The 16,295-nt window shown below is 75.1% G+C and carries 13 protein-coding genes; 3 read left to right on the top strand and 10 right to left on the bottom strand.

Annotation, left to right across the window (positions count from 1 at the left end):
• Nucleotides 1-3 precede the first annotated feature (3 nt).
• Nucleotides 4-1,389, bottom strand: a complete 1,386-nt coding sequence (locus EJK16_RS13465; RefSeq protein ID WP_127130134.1) for an extracellular solute-binding protein — start codon at nucleotides 1,387-1,389, stop codon at nucleotides 4-6.
• 350 nt (nucleotides 1,390-1,739) lie between these two features.
• Here EJK16_RS13465 and EJK16_RS13470 point away from each other — a divergent pair, with 350 nt between their 5' ends.
• Nucleotides 1,740-3,224, top strand: a complete 1,485-nt coding sequence (locus EJK16_RS13470; RefSeq protein ID WP_127130136.1) for an FAD-dependent oxidoreductase — start codon at nucleotides 1,740-1,742, stop codon at nucleotides 3,222-3,224.
• Nucleotides 3,225-3,337: 113 nt separating this feature from the next.
• Nucleotides 3,338-5,344 (top strand): thioredoxin domain-containing protein, encoded by a 2,007-nt coding sequence (locus tag EJK16_RS13475; RefSeq protein WP_127130138.1) that lies wholly within the window; start codon nucleotides 3,338-3,340, stop codon nucleotides 5,342-5,344.
• A 31-nt stretch (nucleotides 5,345-5,375) separates the two neighbouring features.
• Here the strand turns inward: EJK16_RS13475 and EJK16_RS13480 are convergent, their stop codons facing one another.
• Nucleotides 5,376-6,077 (bottom strand): hypothetical protein, encoded by a 702-nt coding sequence (locus EJK16_RS13480; protein ID WP_127130141.1) that lies wholly within the window; start codon nucleotides 6,075-6,077, stop codon nucleotides 5,376-5,378.
• A 130-nt stretch (nucleotides 6,078-6,207) separates the two neighbouring features.
• On the opposite strand from EJK16_RS13480, the gene EJK16_RS13485 reads away from it, so the two are divergent.
• A complete protein-coding gene (locus EJK16_RS13485) occupies nucleotides 6,208-6,837 on the top strand; it encodes a DUF2231 domain-containing protein (RefSeq protein WP_127130143.1) in 630 nt (209 codons plus the stop codon).
• An 89-nt stretch (nucleotides 6,838-6,926) separates the two neighbouring features.
• On the opposite strand, the gene ctaD is transcribed toward EJK16_RS13485, so the two are convergent.
• From ctaD to EJK16_RS13525, 8 genes are all read right to left on the bottom strand, one after another.
• Nucleotides 6,927-8,699, bottom strand: a complete 1,773-nt coding sequence (gene ctaD / locus EJK16_RS13490) for a cytochrome c oxidase subunit I (RefSeq protein WP_127130145.1) — start codon at nucleotides 8,697-8,699, stop codon at nucleotides 6,927-6,929.
• 352 nt (nucleotides 8,700-9,051) lie between these two features.
• Nucleotides 9,052-10,077, bottom strand: coding sequence for an NAD(P)/FAD-dependent oxidoreductase (locus EJK16_RS13495; RefSeq protein WP_127130147.1), 1,026 nt, complete (start codon nucleotides 10,075-10,077; stop codon nucleotides 9,052-9,054).
• Nucleotides 10,074-10,610: an isoprenylcysteine carboxyl methyltransferase family protein gene (locus tag EJK16_RS13500; protein ID WP_127130149.1), complete on the bottom strand. Its 537-nt coding sequence runs from the start codon at nucleotides 10,608-10,610 to the stop codon at nucleotides 10,074-10,076. Before EJK16_RS13500 ends, EJK16_RS13495 begins: the two co-directional genes overlap by 4 nt.
• A gap of 1 nt (nucleotide 10,611) precedes the next feature.
• On the bottom strand, nucleotides 10,612-11,682 hold the full coding sequence (locus tag EJK16_RS13505) for a type III polyketide synthase (RefSeq protein ID WP_127130151.1): 1,071 nt from the start codon (nucleotides 11,680-11,682) through the stop codon (nucleotides 10,612-10,614).
• 40 nt (nucleotides 11,683-11,722) lie between these two features.
• A complete protein-coding gene (locus EJK16_RS13510; RefSeq protein ID WP_240646060.1) occupies nucleotides 11,723-12,556 on the bottom strand; it encodes a UbiA family prenyltransferase in 834 nt (277 codons plus the stop codon).
• A gap of 123 nt (nucleotides 12,557-12,679) precedes the next feature.
• The gene (locus EJK16_RS13515; RefSeq protein WP_127130153.1) at nucleotides 12,680-12,883 is read right to left on the bottom strand and encodes a cold-shock protein; all 204 of its coding nucleotides are present in this window, start codon (nucleotides 12,881-12,883) and stop codon (nucleotides 12,680-12,682) included.
• Nucleotides 12,884-13,081: 198 nt separating this feature from the next.
• A complete protein-coding gene (locus EJK16_RS13520; protein WP_127130155.1) occupies nucleotides 13,082-14,872 on the bottom strand; it encodes a thiamine pyrophosphate-requiring protein in 1,791 nt (596 codons plus the stop codon).
• Nucleotides 14,873-14,964: 92 nt separating this feature from the next.
• Entirely contained in the window at nucleotides 14,965-16,290 is a 1,326-nt protein-coding gene (locus EJK16_RS13525) for an APC family permease (protein ID WP_127130157.1), read from the bottom strand.
• Nucleotides 16,291-16,295 lie beyond the last annotated feature (5 nt).

Genomic DNA, 16,295 nt, shown 5'->3' on the forward strand with positions numbered 1-16,295 from the left:
GTCCTACTCCTTCTTGTCCCAGTCGGCCCACGCCTCATCGAGGGCCGACTGGGCCTCCTCCTGGGCCTGGTCGAGCGAAGCCTTCGGCTCCGCCTCTCCGCCCAGGACGCGGTTCACGGCGTCCTCCCAGGCGGTCTTGAACTCGGCGTCGGCGGGGTTGGCGGGCAGCGCCACGGCACCCTCGTTGGCCTCGTACATGGCCGCGACCGCGGCGTCCCAGACCGGGCTGCCGCTGGGCTCGACGAGCGCGCGGACGGCCTCGTCGGCGGCGGCGGAACCGGTGAGCAGGCCCGTGAAGGGCTTGCCCTCGGCGTCGCGCGCGGACTTGCGGGCGTCGGCCGCCGCCAGCCACGTGTCGACCTCCGTCATCACCCGCGCCCACCGGCACGCGGCCGCGGGGTTGTCGGTGTCGGCGGGGATCGCCCACGCTGACCCACCGGCGAGGGCCAGCGGCTGGCCCTGCCGGTCCCGGACGGTGTCGAAGACCATCGGGGCGTCGGGCGAGACGTCGTTCAGGACGTTGATGTACCACTGCTCCATCGGCATGGCGCCGAGCGTGCCGGCGGCGAACTGGTTGCCGGACCCGAAGGGGTCCGAGGCGTCCTTCGCCGCCTTGATGCCTGGGAACCCGCCCTGGTCGGTGTAGACGCTCACGGCCCAGTCCAGCGCCTCGACGGCGGCCGGGTCGTTCAGCCGGGCGGTGCGGCCGTCGTCGGAGAGCAGTTCGGCGCCGTTGGCGCGCGCCCACAGCGGGAAGAACTCCGGCATCTTGGTGTCGTAGCCGATCACCGAGAGCGACCCGCCGTCGGCCTTGTGCATGGCCGTGGTGGCCGCGGAGATCGCCTCCCAGCTCGAGCCGTTGACGTCCTCGACGCTCCTGCCCGCGGCCGCGAGCAGGTCGGCGTTCGCCATGGTCAGCGCCACAGTGCTGAACTCCGGGATGCCGTAGACCTCGCCGTCGAAGGTCACCTGGTTCAAGGCGAAGTCGCGGAAGTCCTCGGTCCGGATGCCCTCGCCCTCGATGCACGCCGTCAGCGGGATGATCGCGCCCCGCGACGCGAAGGTCCCGATCTGGTCCCGGGTCGCGTAGATGAGCTCCGGCGGGTCGCCGGCGGCGACGGCGGAGAGGAACTGCTGGATGTCGAGGTCGCCCTTGGTCAGGGTCACGTCGACGTCGCCGAGGGCCTCCTTCGTCCGGTCCACCCGCGCGGTGGCGACCTCGTCGTCCGTGCCGAAGCCCATCACGTCGAGGCTGCCGCCGAGCGCGGCCTCCGGGTCGAACGTCACGTCCTCGCCGGAGGACGACCCCCCGGTGCCCTGCGCGCAGGCGGCGAGCGCCAACGCGGCCACCGCCACCACCCCTGTCACCCCGGACAGCTTCCTCACCATCGACCTCCGGTCTCGTCCACGGCCCCGACGCCGGGGCCCTCGCCAGGGCACTTCGCTGGCCTGCGGCTTTGACCGTAGGGCGGTTCTGCGCTTCCCGCGACCGGAACCAGCTGCCCCGAGGACGCCCGTTCCCGGGACGTCCGGGCGCCGACCGGGCGGTGGTGAGGCGCCGGTCGAGCGTCGGCGCGGGGCCCGCGGAGCCCGGATGCGGCGGCGGTGGCGGCGCCCTACGGTGGTGGCGTCCGCAGGCTCACCGGCCGCCGGGTCCCCATCGGCGCCCGACGGGAACGGGAGACCACGATGTGCCCTGCCACGCCGGCCACCGCAGCAACGGGCGCCGGGGGCCCGCGATGACGTCCCTGTGGCTGGACCGCCCGGACCGGCCCGCGTACCCGCGGGTGGCGCCGGGACGGTCCTTCGACGTCGCCGTCGTCGGCGCCGGCCTCACGGGCCTGACCACGGCGCTCCTGCTCGCCCGCGCCGGGTGCTCCGTGGCCGTGCTCGAGGCGCGGCACCTCGGCGCCGTCACCACCGGCAACACCACCGGCAAGGTCACCCTGCTGCAGGGCACCAAGCTCGCGCGGATCGCCCGCCGCCACTCGAGCAGCACCGTGCGCACCTACGTCGAGGCCAACATGGAGGGGCAGCAGTGGCTCCTGCGCTACTGCGCGGAGCACGACGTCCCGGTCCAACGCCGCCCGGACCTCGTCTTCGCGCAGAGCGAGAAGGGCCGCGACGCCGCGGGAGACGTCCACGACGCGGCGCACGAGGCCGGGCTGCCGGTGGAGTGGCTGGAGGAGGCCGGCCTGCCCTTCCCGACCTTCGGCGTCGTCCGCCTCGCGGACCAGGCCCAGCTCGACCCCCTGGACGTGCTGCTCGCCCTGGCCCGTGACATCGAGCGCCACGGCGGGGAGATCTTCGAGCGCTCCCGCGTGCGCGACGTCGACGCCGGGCACCCGTGCCGGGTGCGCCTCGCGGACACCGAGGTGCTCGCCGACCGCGTGGTGCTGGCCACGGGCACCCCCTTCCTGGACCGCGGCGGCTTCTTCGCACGGCTCGAGCCGTCGCGCTCCTACGCCCTTGCGCTCGACGTCCCCGGCCCGCTCCCCCAGGTCATGGCGATCTCGGCGGACCCGCCCAACAGGTCCCTGCGCACCGCCCCGGTCACCGGCGGGGAGCGGCTCGTCGTCGCCGGCGGGAGCCACCGCGGCGGGCGCGCGGTCTCGCCCCGCGCGCACGTGGCGGAGCTGACCCGCTGGGCGGCCGCACAGTTCCCCGGGGCGGCACCCACCCATGCGTGGTCCGCCCAGGACTACCGCGGCATCGACCAGCTGCCCTCGGTGGGCCGCCTCCTGCCGCGCTCGGACCGCGTGCTCGTCGCCACCGGCTTCGACAAGTGGGGCCTGGCGATGGCGGTGGCGGCCGCGCTCGCCCTCGCCGGCGGCATCCTGGAGGGCCACATGCTCTGGGCCCGGTCGATCCGCACCTGGCGGCCGGGTGCGGTCACGGGCCTGGACCGGGCGGTCCGCCTCAACGCCGACGTCGCCGCCCGCCTCACCGCCGACCGGCTGAGCCCGCGCGTGCACTCCTCCGCCGTCGTCCCGCCCGAGGGCGAGGGCCGCGTGGAGCTGGACGGCCAGCGCCTCGTCGCGGTGAGCACGGTCGATGGCCGCACCCGCCGGCTCTCGGCCACGTGCACGCACCTCGGCGGCGTGGTCACCTGGAACGACGCCGAGCACTCCTGGGACTGCCCGCTGCACGGCTCGCGGTTCGCGGCCGACGGCGCCGTCCTCGAGGGCCCGGCCACCTGCAGGCTGCACGACGCGCGGCCGTAGGGGTTCGCCGGCTCACGGCGGGCCGTCCCCGGCGGTGCACGGCAGACTTGTGCCACGACTTGTGTCACTCGAGCCGGCGCGCGGGCGCGGCTCAGCAGGAATCGAGGGAGCTCGTGACCAACCGCCTCGCCGACGCGACCAGCCCGTACCTGCTTCAGCACAAGGACAACCCGGTCGACTGGTGGGAGTGGGGCGAGGAGGCGTTCGCCGAGGCGCGGCGGCGGGACGTGCCCGTGATGCTCTCGGTCGGGTACGCCGCCTGCCACTGGTGCCACGTGATGGCCCACGAGTCCTTCGAGGACCAGGCAGTCGCCGCGGCGGTCAACGCGAGCGTGGTCCCGGTCAAGGTGGACCGCGAGGAGCGCCCGGACATCGACGCCGTGTACATGCAGGCCACCACCGCGATGACCGGTCAGGGCGGGTGGCCGATGACCTGCTTCCTCACCCCGGCGGGGGAACCGTTCTTCTGCGGCACCTACTACCCCAAGGCGCAGTTCCTCCAGCTGCTGGCCGCTGTGGCGGACGCGTGGACCACCCGCCGCGAGGAGGTCCTGACCTCCAGCGCCGCCATCGCGCAGTTCCTCGGTTCCGCGGTCGAGGCGGGCGACCCCGCCGCGGTCGACGCCGCCGCCCTGGACGCGGCCGCCGACCGCCTGGCCGCGGGCTTCGACGCCCGGCACGGCGGGTTCGGCGGGTCCCCGAAGTTCCCGCCGTCGATGGTGCTCGAGTTCCTCCTGCGTCACCACGCCCGCACCGGCTCCCCCGGGTCGCTGGACATGGTGACGAGCACCTGCGAGGCGATGGCCCGCGGCGGCGTCTACGACCAGCTCGCCGGCGGCTTCGCCCGGTACTCGGTGGACGCGGCGTGGGTGGTGCCCCACTTCGAGAAGATGCTCTACGACAACGCCCAGCTGCTGCGCGTGTACCTGCACCTGTACCGGGCCACCGGCTCCGGCCTCGCCGAGCGCGTGGCCCGCGAGACCGCGGACTTCCTCCTGCGTGACCTCGGCACCCCCGAGGGGGCCTTCGCCTCCTCCCTCGACGCCGACGCCGCCGGCGTCGAGGGGCTGACGTATGCCTGGACCCCCGCGGAGCTGGCGGCCGTGCTCGGCGCGGAGGACGGCGAGCGCGCCGCGGCGCTGCTCGGCGTCACGGCCGGGGGCACGTTCGAGCGGGGGACCTCCACGCTCCAGCTGCGCTCCGACCCCGACGACGCCGCATGGTGGGCGGGCGCGCGTGACCGCCTGCTCACGGCCCGGGCCGGGCGGCCCCAGCCGGGGCGGGACGACAAGGCGGTCACCTCCTGGAACGGGCTGGCGATCGCGGCGCTGGCGGAGGCGGGCGCGCTGCTCGGCGAGGAGCGCTACCTGGCCGCGGCGCGCACGTGCGCCGCGTTCGTCCTGGGCGCCCACCTGGTGGACGGCCGGCTGCGCCGCGCCTCCCGCCAAGGGGTCGTGGGCAACGCCGCCGCCGTCGCGGACGACCACGGCAACCTGGCCGAGGGACTCCTCGCCCTGCACCAGGCCACCGGCGAGCCGCGGTGGCTCGAGGCGGCGAAGGGCGTGCTCGAGACGGCGCTCGCCCACTTCGCCGACGCGGCCGGCGGGTTCTACGACGTCGCGAACGACGCCGAGCGCCTCGTGACCCGGCCGCGGAACGGCGCCGACAACGCCGAGCCGGCGGGACAGTCCGCGCTGGCCGGTGCGCTGCTGACCTACTCGGCGCTGACCGGCTCGCCCCGCCACCGGGCGGCGGCCGACGCCGCCGTCGCGGCGGCGGGGACGCTGGCGCGGGCGGAGCCGCGCTTCGCGGGCTGGACCCTCGCCGTGGCGGAGGCCGCGCTGGCCGGGCCGCTGCAGGTCGCCGTCGTCGGGGAGGACGAGGCCGCACGGGAGCTGGCGGACGCCGCGCGGGCGTCGACGTCGCCGGGGCTCGTGCTCACGGCCGGGATGCCCGACGCCCCAGGGGTCCCGCTCCTGGCTGACAGGCCCCTGGTGGGCGGCGGGTCCGCGGCCTACGTGTGCCGCGGGTTCGTGTGCGACCGCCCGGTGACCGACGTGGCCGACCTCCGGCGCGCGCTGGGCTCCGGCCTCGCGCCGGCCACGGGCCCGGCGCTCTGAGGGACCGGCAGGCCGGGCGCGCCGGTCCGACTCAGCCGGTGGACGGTCCCGGCCACGCGCGCCGCGACCAGCGGTAGGGGTAGCGCCGCAGCCGGGCGGTCCACGGGTAGGTGCCCAGGCCGTCAGGGCAGTGGTCCACGGGGTCGAACCGGACGGCGGAGTCGGTGGCGGGCTCGGCGCGCCACACGAGGGTGCCGAAGGGCTGCCACGGTCCTTGCGGGGTCGCCCAGCGCATCGCGAGCGTGCGTGGTTCGCCGGTCGGCTCGGCGGCGAGCAGCACGGGGCCGTTCGGGCCGGCGAACGGCATCAGGGACGTGAAGGCGCCGCCGAGCGGGCTCCGCCGGGCGGACAGGACGTACCGGCTCCACGGCCCGGTCCCCGTGGAGGCCAGCAGCACGTCGTTCGGGCCGCCGAGGCCCTGCCAGCGCAGCGCGAGGCCCTGGATGTCGGGGAGCGCGGCCGGCAGCCCGACGGCGCGGGAGAAGCGGGCGAGGACGTCCCGGTGTCCGGAGACCCCGAGCGAGCCCAGGTCGGGCACGCCGCCGAAGAGCTCCATCCGGGCGCTCGCCACGGCGCCGCGCGGGTGCAGCGGCCTGGAGCGCCGCGCCAGGGCCACGGCGGCGAACAGCGCCCCCAGCGCCGCGCCCGCCCCGGCCGCCACGGCCGCGCCGGGGAGGTGGGTAAGGCCTGCGATCCCCGAGCGCCTGCGGGGCAGCTGCGTCCCGATCACCATCGCCCTACGGTGACCCCGCCGGGCCGGGGCGGCAACCCGACGGCACCCGGATGGGCACCCGGGATGCGCGCTCGGCTGCTCGGACGCATGCTGGCACACACCCGCAGCCCTGCCTGAGGAGACCACCGCCATGCCCAGCGATGTGCACAGCGCCGCACCTGCCCTCGTCGACCTGACGCTCAAGCTCGAGGAGAGCACCGCCCTCGACGGGGCGGTACGGGCGGCGACGCCCCTGGCCCACGCGATCGTCGCGAACCCCACCGTGCGGGACGTGCTTCAGGGCCGGCCGCTCGGCCACGCCCTGCACCCGGTGCTCACCGACCTGCCCATCGGCGCGTGGCTGAGCGCCACCGTCCTCGACCTCACCGCCGGCCCGGCGGCCCGCCCGGCCGCCAGCCGTCTCCTGGGTCTCGGGATCCTCGCCGCCGTCCCCACGGCAATCTCCGGCTGGTCCGAGTGGGCGGAGGCCGACCGTCCCTCCCAGCGCGTCGGCGTGGTCCACGCCGCGGCCAACGTCCTCGCGCTGAGCCTGTACGCAGGCTCGTGGTTCGCCCGCCGCGGCGGGCGTCACGGCACCGGCGTGGCCATGAGCCTGGCCGCCACCACGGTCGCCGGGGCCGGCGCCTACCTCGGCGGGCACCTGGCCGTCGCCCGGAAGCTCGGCACCCGGGACCCCGCCTACGCCGACGGCTCGAGCGGCCACACGCCGACCGGCGCCGAGCAGGCGGACCCGCCGATGGAGGGCGGCGCCGGCATCTGACGGCGCACGTCACCCGACGACCGCCGGCCCGCAGCAGGCACGACTCCTGCGGGCCGGCGGTCCTGTGTCACGCCGGCGGTCCGGCGCGTCTAGCGCTCCGCCCCGTCACCGCGCTCGATGCGCTCCCGGACCACCTGGCCGCGGCCCTCGGTCTCGGGGCTCCCGTAGATGGCGTCGAGGGGACCGCGGTTCGGCTCCGGGTGGTCCATGGCGGCGACCTCGGGGTGGTGCAGGTCGAACGCGGGACGCTCCGAGCGGATCCGGGGCAGTGACGTGAAGTTGTGCCGCGGCAGCGGCGACGCGGTGGCCCACTCCAGGGAGTTGCCGAACCCCCACGGGTCGTCCACGAACACCGTCCGCGGGCCCCGCTGGGTCTTGTAGACGTTGTAGATGAACGGCAGCGTGGACAGGGCGATGAGGAAGGCCCCTACGGTCGAGATCTCGTTGTAGAGCTGGAACCCGTCCTCGGGCATGTAGTCCGCATAGCGGCGCGGCATGCCCTGGGCGCCCAGCCAGTGCTGGACCAGGAACGTGGTGTGGAACCCGATGAACAGCAGCCAGAAGTTGATCTTGCCCAGGCGCTCGTCGAGCATCCGCCCGGTCCACTTGGGCCACCAGAAGTAGAACCCGGAGTACATCGCGAAGACCACCGTGCCGAAGACGACGTAGTGGAAGTGCGCGACGACGAAGTAGGTGTCGTGGACCTGGAAGTCCATGGGCGGGCTCGAGAGGATGATGCCGGTCAGGCCGCCGAAGAGGAACGTCACCAGGAAGCCCAGCGCGAACAGCATGGGCGACTCGAACGTGAGCTTGCCGCGCCAGAGCGTGCCGACCCAGTTGAAGAACTTCACGCCGGTGGGCACCGCGATGAGCATCGTCATCAGCGAGAAGAAGTTCAGCATCACGCCGCCGGTGGTGAACATGTGGTGCGCCCACACGGTCATCGACAGCGCCGCGATCGCGATCGTGGCGAACACCAGGCCCTTGTAGCCGAAGATCGGTTTGCGGGAGAAGACCGGCAGGACCTCCGTGATGATGCCGAAGAACGGCAGCGCGATGACGTAGACCTCGGGGTGGCCGAAGAACCAGAACAGGTGCTGCCACAGCAGCGCGCCGCCGGCGTCGGGGTTGTATATCTGCCCGCCGAAGATCCGGTCGATCGCGAGGCCGAAGAGCGCCGCGGCCAGCACCGGGAAGGCCATGAGCACCAGCAGCGAGGTGATCAGGGTGTTCCAGGTGAAGATCGGCATCCGGAACATGGTCATGCCCGGGGCCCGCAGGGTGATGATCGTGGCGATGAAGTTCACGGCACCGAAGATGGTCCCAAAGCCGGTCATGGCCAGGCCGAGGACCCACAGGTCACCGCCCAGGCCCGGGGAGAACGCCTCGCGGGACAGGGGCGTGTACGCCGTCCAGCCGAAGCTCGCCGCCCCCTTGGGCGTCAGGAAGCCGCCCACCACGAGGAGGCCGCCGAACAGGTAGAGCCAGTACGCGAACATGTTCAGCCGCGGGAACGCCACGTCCGGCGCGCCGATCTGGATCGGCACCATGACATTGGCGAACCCGGTGAACAGCGACGTCGCGAACAGGAACATCATGATCGTGCCGTGCATGGTGAACAGCTGGTTGTACTGCTCGTGCGACTGCACCACCTGGAGCCCGGGCTCGAAGAGCTCGGTCCGGATGAGCATGGCGAGGATCCCGCCGATCACGAAGAAGAAGAACGACGACGCCAGGTACATGTACCCGATCACCTTGTGGTCGGTGGACGTGATCCACGAGACCAGCGTCCTGCCCAGGTGCTGCCGCTGTGGGGCGAGACCTGGCAGGACCGCCGGGCGGGCTTCGATGTTGGTAGCCATAACCGGTTCCCTTCCGGGACTTTGGGGTGGCGCTAGCCCTGCTGCGGTGCGGTGCCGCCCGGCTGGTGGCGGAAGTCGTGGCACCGCGTCGGGATGAGGGAGGTGACGTCATCGAAACCGGTCTGGCCACTGGCCATGCTGATCACCTCTGGTCGGCGACGGCGCCGCGCCGCCCTGGGACGTGCCCCGCCCGCCACGATCCCGGTGGACGGGGTGTGCTTGAGGTATTCACTTCGCGGCGCCACCGGTGCCGCAGACCCGAGACTAGCCCTGAAGGGGCCAGCGCGGAACGTCGAGGGCGGGGGCGCCGCGGGTGGTGGCCCAGGGCGGCGCGGCACCGGCCGGGTCGGGCTCACGCCGGGCGCCCGAGCTCGCCCACGCACCACCCGAAGAGCCCGGGCAGGGCGCCGGCGGCGGGCACCAGTCGGCTGCGCAGCGCCGGCGCCTCGGAGGCGGCCAGGAGCACCTCGGTGAGCAGCCGGTAGCGGCGCACGATCCGCCGCCAGCTCGCCTCGTAGGAGGCCGGCCGCCCGGCCAGCACCGCCCCGACGGCGGCCTCCGCCTGCGCCAGCGCGAGCGAGATCCCCTCGCCGGTGAGGGCGTCGACGTAGCCGCCCGCGTCGCCGACGAGCAGCACCCGGCCCGCGACCCGCCTGCGGGAGCGCTGGCGCAGCGGTCCCGCGCCGCGGACGGCGGAGGTCGGCTCCCCGAGCAGCCGCTCGGCCAGGACCGGGAAGGCGGCGAGCTGCGCGTCGTAGGGCAGGCGCCGCGTCGTCAGCACGGCGACGCCGACCTCCCCCGGCCCCACGGGCGTCACGTAGGCCTCGGCGTGCTCCGCCCAGTGCACCTCGACGAGGTCCGTCCAGGGCGCGACACCCACGTGCCGGCGCAGACCGAACCGCCGGCGACGCCCCGCGGGGACGTCCAGGCCGAGGGAGCGGCGCAGCGGGGAGTGGAGACCGTCCGCGGCGACCAGGTACCGCGCCGGCGTGCCGTCGACGACGACGCCGCGCTCGTCCTGGCGCACCTCGGTCACGGCGCGCCGCTCCACCTCCACCCCGGCGGCGGCGACGGCGCCGCGCAGGGCCTCGTGCAGGGCGGTGCGGCGCACGCCGCGTCCCGGCGGGCCGCGGAAGTAGGCCTCGGCGTGGGTGGCGCCAGACTGGTACCGGATGCCGCGCAGCTCCTGGCCCGCGGGGTCCACGCCCAGGCGGGCGAGCCGGGTCACGGCGCCGGGCATGAGACCCTCCCCGCAGGCCTTGTCGATCGTGCCGCCCCGCGGCTCGCGGACGACGACGCTGAGCCCGGCCCGGGACGCGTACAGGGCGGTGGCCAGCCCGGCGGGCCCGCCCCCGGCCACGACGACGTCGACGCTCATGCCGGAGCGCCGGCGGCCCGCAGGGCCCGGTTCTCCGTGCGCACGCGCACCGTGAGCAGCGCGGCGTTGGCGACCGTGAAGGTCAGCGCGGTCATCCACGCCGAGTGCACGAGCGGCAGCGCGAACCCCTCGACGACGACGGCCACGTAGTTGGGGTGCGGGACCCACCGGTAGGGCCCGCCGCCGACCAGGGGAAGCCCGGGCACGACGATCACCCGCGTGTTCCACCGGTGCCCGAGGGTGGCGATGCACCACCAGCGCAGCGCCTGGGACCCCAGCGCGAGGGCGAGCATGGGCCAGCCCAGGGCGGGCACGAACTCCGGCCGCCGGGTCCACACCTCCACGAGCGCCCCGACGAGCAGGCCCGTGTGCAGGGCCACCATCACCGGGTAGTGCCCGCGGCCGCTCTCCACGCCGCCGCGGGCGAAGCTCCAGCGCGCGTTGCGCCGCGCGACGACGAGCTCGGCGAGTCGCTCCAGGGCGACGAGCGCCACCAGGACCGTGAACAGGACGAGGCTCTGGGTGCTGGCCATCTCAGCCCCGCAGGAGCACGAGCTCGAGGCTGAAGCCGGGACCCATCGCCATCATCACGCCGGGCGACCCGGGCTCGGGGGCGCGCCGGTCGAGGGTGTCCCGCAGGATGTGCAGCACGGAGGACGAGGAGAGGTTCCCGACCCGGCGCAGCGAGTCGGTCGTCAGGGCGAGGGCGTCGTCGTCGATCCCGAGGGTCGCGGCCATCGACTCGATCACCTTGGGGCCGCCGGGGTGGCACACCCACCACCCGACGTCGCCCAGGGTCAGCGCGTGCTCGCCGAGGAAGCGGCTGACGTCCTGGCCGACGTGCCGGCGCACCAGGTCGGGCACCTCGACACCGAGGACGATGCGCAGCCCGGTGGCGCCGACGTCCCAGCCCATCGTGGCCTCGGTGCCGGCGTACAGGCGGCTGCGGCTGGCCACGACGGTGGGCGCGCCAGGCCCGCCGCGGGCGGCGAGCGGGTGCTCCGCGCCGACCGCGACGAGGGCGGCGGCGCCGTCGCCGAAGAGCCCGCTGGCCACGAGGTTCGCCGGGGTGGTGTCCCCGCGCTGGAGGGTCAGGGAGCACAGCTCAACGGAGACGAGCGCCGCGACGGCGCCCGGGTGGCCGAGGAGGTAGTCGTGGACGCGGGCGGTCCCGGCCGCCCCGCCCATGCACCCCAGCCCGATCATCGGCACCCGGACCACGTCCTCGCGCAGCCCCAGCCGGGCCGCGATCCGCGCCTCGAGGGACGGCACGGCCAGCCCGGTGATGGTGGTGGAGACGATGAGGTCGACGTCGGCCGGCTCCAGGCCGGCGCGCCCGAGGGCCGCATCGAGCGCCCGCGCCCCGAGGTCGACGGCGGCGGCGATGAAGGCGTCGTTGGCCTGCCCGAAGTCGGTCAGCGCGGCGAACCGCTCCAGCGGCAGGGCGAGGTGGCGGTGGTCGACGCCGGAGCCGGCGTGGATCCGGCGCAGCAGCGACTCGGTACGGCCGTGGGCCCCCACCATCTCGACCACCGCGTCCGTGACCTCGCGCTGGGTGTAGCGGTGCTCGGGGACCACCGCCTCGACCGCCACCAGGTGCGTCATCTCAGCGAGCCTAAGGTGCGCGCGCCGCCGTGTCGCGGGTTCACAGCCCGCGCACGGCGAGGAGGACGACGTCCGTCAGCGCGATGACCAGGGCGGCGAGGAACGGCGCCCGGCCGCCGGCCCGCGGCGCGGCGACGGCGAGCGCCGCGACGGCCACGAGGACGACCCACGCCCACCCCGGCGTCGGGCCGGCGGGGCCCACCACGGTGGCCGCCGACGCCGCCGTCAGCGAGCCGAGCGCCAGCAGGCCGCTGCCCCGGGCCCCCAGCCGGTGCGGCAGCCCCCGCACGTGGGTGGCCGCGTCGTCGGCGAGGTCGGGCAGGACGTTGAGCAGGTGCGCCCCGAGGCCCAGCAGGGCGCCGGTGGCGGCGACCCACGCCGGCGGCAGGCGGGAGTCGGCCGCCAGCCACACCACGGCCGGCAACGACCCGAAGGCCACCACGTACGGCACCGCGGACCACACGGTCCGCTTGAGCCCGACGTTGTAGGCCCAGCCCGAGCCGACCACGGCCACGAGGTGGACGAGCCCGGCGGCGGGCCCGAGCGCCAGGGACGCGACCGCGCACAGGAGCAGCACCACGGCGAGGGCGGCGCGGACGGCGGCGCGGGAGACCTCCCCCGCGGCGACCGGCTTGTCGGTGCGCCCCACCTGCGCGTCCCGGTCGGCGTCGAGCAGGTCGTTGGACCACCCGATCGAGAGCTGCCCGGTGAGCACGGCCGCGCCGACGACGGCCCCGGTGCGCAGACCCGCATCCGCGACCGCGGCGAGCAGGACGGCGACCGCGGTCACCGCGACGGTGGGCGCGGGATGGCAGGCGCGCGCCAGCGCCGCGGGCACACGCGTGCGGCGGGCCCCGGCCCCGGGGGCGGTCACGCGCCGTCCGACCGTGGGCACGCGCCGTCCGCCGGTGAATACGCTCCGTCCGCCGGCGGGCACCCGCGCCGACGGCGGCGCCCCGGTGGGAGCCCGGGCGCCGCCGTCGGGGTTGAGGTCAACTCAGAGGGGACGGACGTTCTCGGCCTGCGGGCCCTTGGGGCCCTGCGTGACGTCGAACTCGACCTTCTGGTCCTCGTCCAGCGAGCGGTAGCCGCTCGTGGCGATCGCGGAGTAATGGACGAAGACGTCGGCGCTGCCGTCGTCAGGAGCGATGAAGCCGAAGCCCTTCTCGCCGTTGAACCACTTCACGGTTCCTGTCGTCATGCACATATCCCTTCCAGGCGGACAGCCCCGCGAGTCGGCGCTGCTCCAGGCGACCATGGCGCGCCGTCGGCGCCGTGCCGGGCGGCACGGGTCCGGGGCGCGCTCGGGCGCTCACCGAGACGATAAGGGACCGCGCGCCTTCCTTCCAGGGATCTGCACAACCGGTCACGATCTGGCACGAAGTTCCCCGTCCCGGGGTCACGCGCCGGCGCCGGGCGGGGCCGCCACCTCCTGGCGGAGCTGGCGCGTGAGCTGGGCCGCCGCGCCGCCGCCACCGCCCGGCTCCTGGTCCAGGCCCCGGCGCGTCTTGTCGACCTTCTCCTGCGGCTGGCGCGGGGGCAGGAGGGGGACGTCCTTGTCGACGACGGCCTCGATCAGGCAGGGCCGGTCCGCGGCGAGGGCGTCGTCCCAGGCCTTGCCGACGGCGCCCGGGTCCGCGACCCGGATGCCGCGCAGCCCGAGGAGCTCGGCGTAGCGCGCGTAGGGGAACGCCGGGACCTCCTGCGAGGCGGGGAATCGCGGTTCGCCCTCCATCTCCCGCTGCTCCCACGAGACCTCGGCCAGGTCGCCGTTGGCGAGCACGAGGACGACGAACCGCGGGTCCGGCCAGTCCCGCCACCGGTCGGCGACCGTGATGAGCTCGAGGAGCCCGTTCATCTGCATGGCGCCGTCCCCGGCCAGCGCGACGACGGGCCGGTCCGGGCGGGCGAGCTTCGCGGCCAGCCCGTACGGCATCGCCGAGCCCATCGACGCCAGGGTGCTCGACAGGTGCGCCGGGACGCCCGGGGGCAGCCGGAGGAACCGGGCGTACCAGTACACGACCGACCCGACGTCCACGGCGACCTGCGCGTTCGCGGGCAGCCGGTCGGAGAGCAGGGCGACGACCGTCTGGGGGTTGAGCGGGTCGGCGTCGTCGCGGGAGCGCCGGTCCGCGATGTCCCGCCAGGTGGTGACCATGGCCGCCACCTGCGCGCGCCAGCCCCGGTCCTTCTCGTGGAGCAGGGGCAGCAGGGCGCGCAGCGTCTCGGCGGCGTCGCCCGCGAGGCCGACCTCGACGGGGTACTTCGCGCCAAGGTTGCGGGCGGCGATGTCGATCTGCACGGCCCGGGCCTGGCCGGGCGCGGGGTAGTACTCCGTCCACGGGTCGGAGCTGCCGACGATGAGAAGGGTGTCGCACGCGCCCATGAGGTCCGCCGAAGCGGTCGTGCCGAGGTGCCCCATCACCCCGCAGTGGTACGGCGCCGACTCGTCCAGCACGGGCTTGCCGAGCAGCGACGTGACCACCCCCGCGCCGAGCCGGTCGGCAACCCGGGTCACCTCGCCGGCGGCGCCCTGGGCGCCCTGTCCCACGAGCAGGGCGACGCGGCCGCCCGCGTTCAGCACCTCCGCGGCCCGCGCCAGGTCGTCGTCCTCGGGCAGCACCCGGGGGCGGGCCACGACGGCGGCCGTGGGCACGACGCCGTGCGCGGGCGCGGCGCCAGCCGGCATGTCCTCCTGCTGGACGTCGTGCGGGAGGATCACGCACGTCGGGCTGGAGGTGGCGATCGCGGTGCGCACGGCGTTGTCGACGGCGAGGGCGAGCTGCTCGGGTGCGGTGACCGTCTGGCGGTACTGCCCGCAGACGTCCTTGAAGAGGGTCGCCAGGTCGACCTCCTGCTGGTACCCGGCCCCCAGGGCGGTGGTGACCACCTGGCCGACGATCGCGACCACCGGCTTGCGGTCGAGCTTGGCGTCGTACAGCCCGGCCAGCAGGTGCACCGCCCCGGGCCCCTGCGTGGCTAGGCACACCCCCACCTCGCCGGTGTACTTCGCGTGGCCGGTGGCCATGAACGCGGCCATCTCCTCGTGCCGGGCTGTCACCAGCTCCACGGCGTCCTGGCGGCGCAGCGCGCCGAGGATGGGGTCGACGCCGTCGCCGGCGTAGCCGAACACGCGCCGCACGCCCCACTCGTGCAGGCGGGCGACGAGAGCGTCGGCGACGGTGGTCATGATGGGCCGCCGGGGCCGTTCGGAGTCGTCATCGTCTCTCCCTCGCCTCGCAGGGTGCCCTCACGGTAGGTGCCGGGGGCGGGCCGCGCTCCTCAGCGCGCCGCGGCCGCCACGCGGGCGGGCCGGCGCGTGACGAGGTGCAGCACTACGCCGACGGCCAGGAGCCCGGCGCCGTACGCCCAGACCTGGAGGCTCTGCTGCGTCAGGAGCACAGCGCACGAGATGAGGGCCAGGACGGGCAGCGCGGCCGGCGTCGTGAAGTGCGCGTGGTCCACGCGGTCCTTGCGCAGCACCAGGACGGCGGCGTTCGTGCTGACGAAGACGAGCAGGAGCAGCAGCACCACGGTCTCCGCGAGGACCGCGAGGTCACCGACGAGCGTGAGGGCCATCGCCACCGCCGTGGTGACGGCGATCGCGACCCAGGGGGTGCGCCGCCCCGGCAGCACCGCAGTCAGCAGACCGGGCAGCAGCCCCTCGTCGGCCATGCCGTAGGCGAGCCGGCTGACCATGATCATCGTCAGCAGCGCCCCGTTGGCCACCGCGATGAGCGCGATGGCGCTGAACGCCCAGGCCGGCACGCCCAGACCGGTGGCCCCGACGACGTCGAGCAGCGGGCTGGACGACCCGGCGAGGTCCCCCGGCGCCATCATCGCCGCCGCCCCCATCCCGACGAGGACGTAGACCACCCCGGCGACGGCCAGCGCCCCGAACAGCGCGCGGGGGTAGACCCGGGAGACGTCCCGGACCTCCTCGGCGACGTTCGCCGAGGTCTCGAAACCGACGAAGGAGTAGAACGCGAGCAGGGCGCCGCCAAGGACGGCCGCGCCCGCCCCCACCCCGTCGGGGAGCTCGAGGACCCGGCCCGCGTCGCCCCGGCCGGCGCCGAGCGCGAGCGCGACGGCCACGACGACGAGCACGAGGCCCGAGACCTCGATGACCGTCATGACGACGTTCGAGCGCACGGACTCGCGGATGCCCCGGGCGTTGAGCAGGGCGAGCAGCGCGAGGAACACGGGGGCCGCGAGGGCGGTGGGGACCTCGACGAAGGTGGCCAGGTAGTCGCCGGAGAAGGCGATCGCCAGCCCCGCGGCGCTGGTCACTCCCGCGGCCAGCATCGAGAAGCCCACGAGGAAGGAGAGCATCGGGCTCGCGAACGCCCGCCGCGCGAAGACCGCCGCCCCGCCGGCCTTGGGATACTTGGTCACCAGCTCCGCGTAGCTCGCCGCGGTGAGCATGGCCATCGCGAGGGCGACGAGGAGCGGCGCCCACATGGCGCCCCCCGACTCGTCCGCGAGCTCGCCGACGAGGGCGTAGATCCCGGCCCCGAGCACGTCGCCGAGGATGAACAGGAAGAGCAGCTTGCCCGTGACGGCCCGCCTGAGGCGGGAGGCGGGTGCGGTGGTGGTGTCCGTGGTCACCGGCC

Origin of the sequence: Georgenia sp. SYP-B2076, from assembly GCF_003991205.1 — a bacterium.
GTDB lineage: Bacteria > Actinomycetota > Actinomycetes > Actinomycetales > Actinomycetaceae > Georgenia.